Below are 4001 nucleotides of genomic sequence, written 5' to 3'. Positions count from 1 at the left end.
AGTGCTCATCCGGTGCTGGTGTCGGCGTTGAGTGATGCGGTGCCGGACGGGATCGTGTCGGGTTCCCTACGGCGTGACGACGGCGGTCTGGACCGTTTCTACGCGGCTTTGGCGGAGGTGTATGTCGCGGGTGTTCCGGTCGACTGGACGCCTGCCTTCGGGCCGGACGCGCGTCCGGTCGCGGACCTTCCGACGTACGCCTTCCAGCACGAGTCGTACTGGCTGCTTCCGTCCCCGGCCGCCCCGGGCGACGCCTCCGGACTCGGTCTCGACGCCACACACCACCCCCTCCTCGGCGCCGCCCTCACCCTCGCGGACACCGACGAGTCCGTCTTCACCAGCACGCTCGACACGCGGACGCACCAGTGGCTGGCGGACCACGTCGTCCTGGACTCGGCGATCCTGCCGGGCACGGCCTTCGTCGAGCTGGCCCTGCGGGCGGGGGAGGAGGCCGGCTGCGGGCGGCTGGAGGAGCTGACGTTCCTGGCACCGCTGCGGATACCCGACCGGGAGACCGTGACGCTCCAGGTGAAGCTCGGCGCGGCGGACGCGGAGGGGCGACGTGCCGTGTCCGTCCACTCCCGCGACGCCGAGGGGACGTGGGTCCGGCACGCGGCCGGCTTCCTCGAGACATCCGAACAGCCGCAGCCGGAGACCGCGTTCACTGCCGCCACGTGGCCGCCGCGGGGCGCCGAACCGCTCCACACGGAGGACTTCTACGACGTCCTCCTCGCCCGCGGTTTCGGGTACGGACCGGCCTTCCAGGGCCTGACGGCGGCATGGCGGCTGGGGGACGAGGTCTACGCCGAGGTCGCGTTGGGCGAGGAGGAGGCCGCGGAGGCGGAGTCGTACGGCGTCCACCCCGCGCTCCTGGACGCGGCGCTGCACGGTATGGCCTTCCTGCCGGGGCACGCCGACGAGGCGGACCCGCAGGGTTCCGGACGGCTGGCCTTCTCCTGGACCGGTGTACGCCAGTACCCGGTGCGGACCGAGACCCTCCGGGTACGGCTGCGGGGTACCGGGCCGGACACGATGACGCTGGACGCGGCGGACACCGGGGGCAACCCCGTGCTCTCCGCCGAGTCCGTCACCGTGCGTCCCGCCTCCGCCGACCGGAAGGCGGGGACGGACTCGCTGTACCGGGTGCGGTGGCGTCCGGTGCCGTCCGCGCCGGATGCCGCGCGGGAGGTGTCCGGCAGTACGTGGGTGATGGGCGACGACGGCCCGGGTTCCGAGGCGCTCGCCGAGGCTCTCGGCGCGGCCGTTGTCCCCACGGCCGACGGGCCGGTTCCCGATGTGGTGGTCCTGGCGCCGACGAGCCCGTCGGCCGACGCGGACCCGCTGTCGGGCGCGCGCTCCGCGCTGGCTGAGGCGCTGACCGCCCTGTCGTCGTGGCTCACGCAGGAGCGGTACGACGAGACGCGGCTGCTGTTCGTCACGCGCGGCGCGGCAGGCACCGCCACGGACGGCACGGCCCCCCATCTGGCCCATGCGGCCGTTGCCGGGCTGCTGCGGACGGCGCAGTCGGAACACCCCGGGCGCATCGTCACGCTGGACCTGGACGACGGCCCGATTCCCGCCGAGGCCGTCCGAGCCGCCGTACTGGACGGGGACGAACCGCAGTTGGCCGTGCGGAACGGCGCTCTCCTGACCGCCCGGCTGGAGCGCGCGGAGGCCGGTGCCGGAGCCGGAGAGGGCGACGGTCCGCTTCCCGCGGGCATCGATCCCGAGGGCACGGTGGTGGTGACCGGCGGTACCGGCGGCCTGGGCGCGCTGGTGGCCCGGCACGCGGTGACCGGGTGGGGCGTACGGCACGTCCTGCTGCTCGGCAGGCGCGGTGCAGACGCGCCCGGCGCGGCGGAACTCCTCGCCGAGCTGACCGCGTCGGGCGCCGAGGCGCGCGCCCTCGTCTGCGACGTGAGCGTGCGCGAGGACCTGGCGGCGGCACTGGCGGGCATCGATCCCGCGCACCCGGTCACGGCGATCGTGCATACGGCGGCCGTGCTGGACGACACCACCGTCGACAACCTCACTCCCGAGCGGATCGACACGGTGCTGCGGCCGAAGGCGGACGCGGCCTGGTACCTGCACGAGCTGACGCGGGACCTCGACGTCGCGGCCTTCGTCGTGTTCTCCTCGGCCGCCACCACGTTCGGCGCTCCCGGTCAGGGCAACTACGCCGCCGCCAACGCTTTCCTGGACGCCCTCGCGGCCCACCGCCGCGCCGCCGGACTGCCCGCGACCTCCCTCGCCTGGGGCCTGTGGGCCGAGGAGCGCGGCATGGGCGGCCGGCTCACCTCGACGGACCTGAGCAGGCTGGCGCAGAACGGCACCCTGCCGCTGTCCACCACCGAGGGCCTCGGCCTCCTGGACACCGCCCTGACCTCCGAGGAAGCCGCACTCGTGCCGGTGCGCCTCGGCCTCGCGGCGATCGGCGTGAGCGACGCCGTACCCGCCCTGTTGCGGGACCTGGTGCCCAGGACCGCCCGGCGCCGCGCCCTCGTGCGTCCGGGGGCCGGCGCCGGGCGCGCCGGAGGGCTCGTCGCCGTCGGCGGGACCGTGTCGGAGGAGGCGCTGCTGCGCGAGGTGCGCGCCGACGTCGCCGCCGTGCTCGGCCATGCCTCCCCGGAGGCCGTCGACACCGAGCTCTCCTTCAAGGACCTCGGGTTCGACTCCCTGACGGCGGTCGAACTGCGCAACCGGCTGAGCAAGGCGACCGGACTCCGCCTGGCCCCCACCCTCATCTTCAACCACCCCACGGTCACCGCGCTCACCGCGTACCTGCGTACCGAACTGACGGCCGCCGCGTCGAGCGGCGCCGACAGCACACCGGCCCCCACCGTCACCGCACCGACCGCAACCGCCCCCGCGCCGACCGACGATCCGATCGCCATCATCGCGATGAGCTGCCGTTTCCCCGGCGGGATCGACAGCCCCGAGGCACTGTGGCGGCTCGTGGCCGACGGCGGCGACGCGATCTCCGCCCTGCCCGACGACCGTGGCTGGGACCTGGACGCGCTGTACGATCCGGACCCCGACGCTCCTGGCAAGACCTACGTCCGGGGCGGCGGGTTCCTGCACGACGCGGCCGGTTTCGACGCCGGGTTCTTCGGGATCTCGCCGCGTGAGGCGCTGGCGATGGATCCGCAGCAGCGGCTGCTCCTGGAAACCTCCTGGGAGGCCGTCGAACGCTCGGGCATGGACCCGCGCAGCCTCAAGGGGCGCCGGATCGGTGTGTTCACCGGAACCCACGGCCAGGACTACGGCACGCTCCTCGACCCGGCCCCGGAGGGCCTGGAGGGCTACCTCGTGACCGGGACCGCCGCCAGCGTGGTCTCCGGCCGCCTCTCCTACGCCCTCGGCCTCGAAGGTCCGGCGCTCACCGTCGACACGGCGTGCTCGTCGTCCCTGGTCGCCCTCCACCTCGCGGCGCAGTCCCTGCGGCAGGGCGAGTGCGACCTCGCCCTCGCCGGCGCCGCCTCGATCATGTCCACCCCGACCGGACTGGTCGCCTTCTCGCGGCAGCGGGGGCTGGCGGCGGACGGCCGTTGCAAGGCGTTCGGTGAGGACGCGGACGGTTTCGGGATGGGTGAGGGCGTCGGCGTGCTCCTGGTGGAGCGGTTGTCGGACGCGCGGCGCAACGGGCACCGGGTGCTGGCGGTGGTGCGGGGCAGCGCGGTCAACCAGGACGGGGCCTCCAACGGCCTCACCGCCCCCAACGGTCCGTCCCAGGAACGCGTCATCCGCCAGGCCCTCGCCGGCGCCGGCCTGCGCCCGCGCGACGTGGACGCCGTGGAGGCCCACGGCACGGGCACCCGTCTCGGTGACCCGATCGAAGCGGAGGCCCTGCTGGCCACATACGGGCAGGACCGCGCCGACGGCGAACCTCTCTGGCTGGGCACGGTCAAGTCGAACATCGGGCATGCGCAGGCGGCTGCTGGGGTGGCCGGCGTGATCAAGATGGTGATGGCGTTGCGGCATGAGGTGTTGCCGCGGACGTT

Annotated in this window: 1 protein-coding gene; it reads left to right on the top strand. The window is 74.2% G+C overall.

Annotated elements, in window-relative coordinates:
• Window positions 1-27: 27 nt before the first annotated feature.
• Window positions 28-4001, top strand: a 3974-nt coding sequence (locus ACIGO6_RS41535) for an SDR family NAD(P)-dependent oxidoreductase (RefSeq protein ID WP_399886000.1), incomplete at its 3' end; no start/stop codon positions are given.

It is taken from the genome of Streptomyces sp. NPDC053750 (genome assembly GCF_044544295.1).
GTDB lineage: Bacteria > Actinomycetota > Actinomycetes > Streptomycetales > Streptomycetaceae > Streptomyces.
This window is presented reverse-complemented; position numbering and strand designations above follow the sequence as displayed.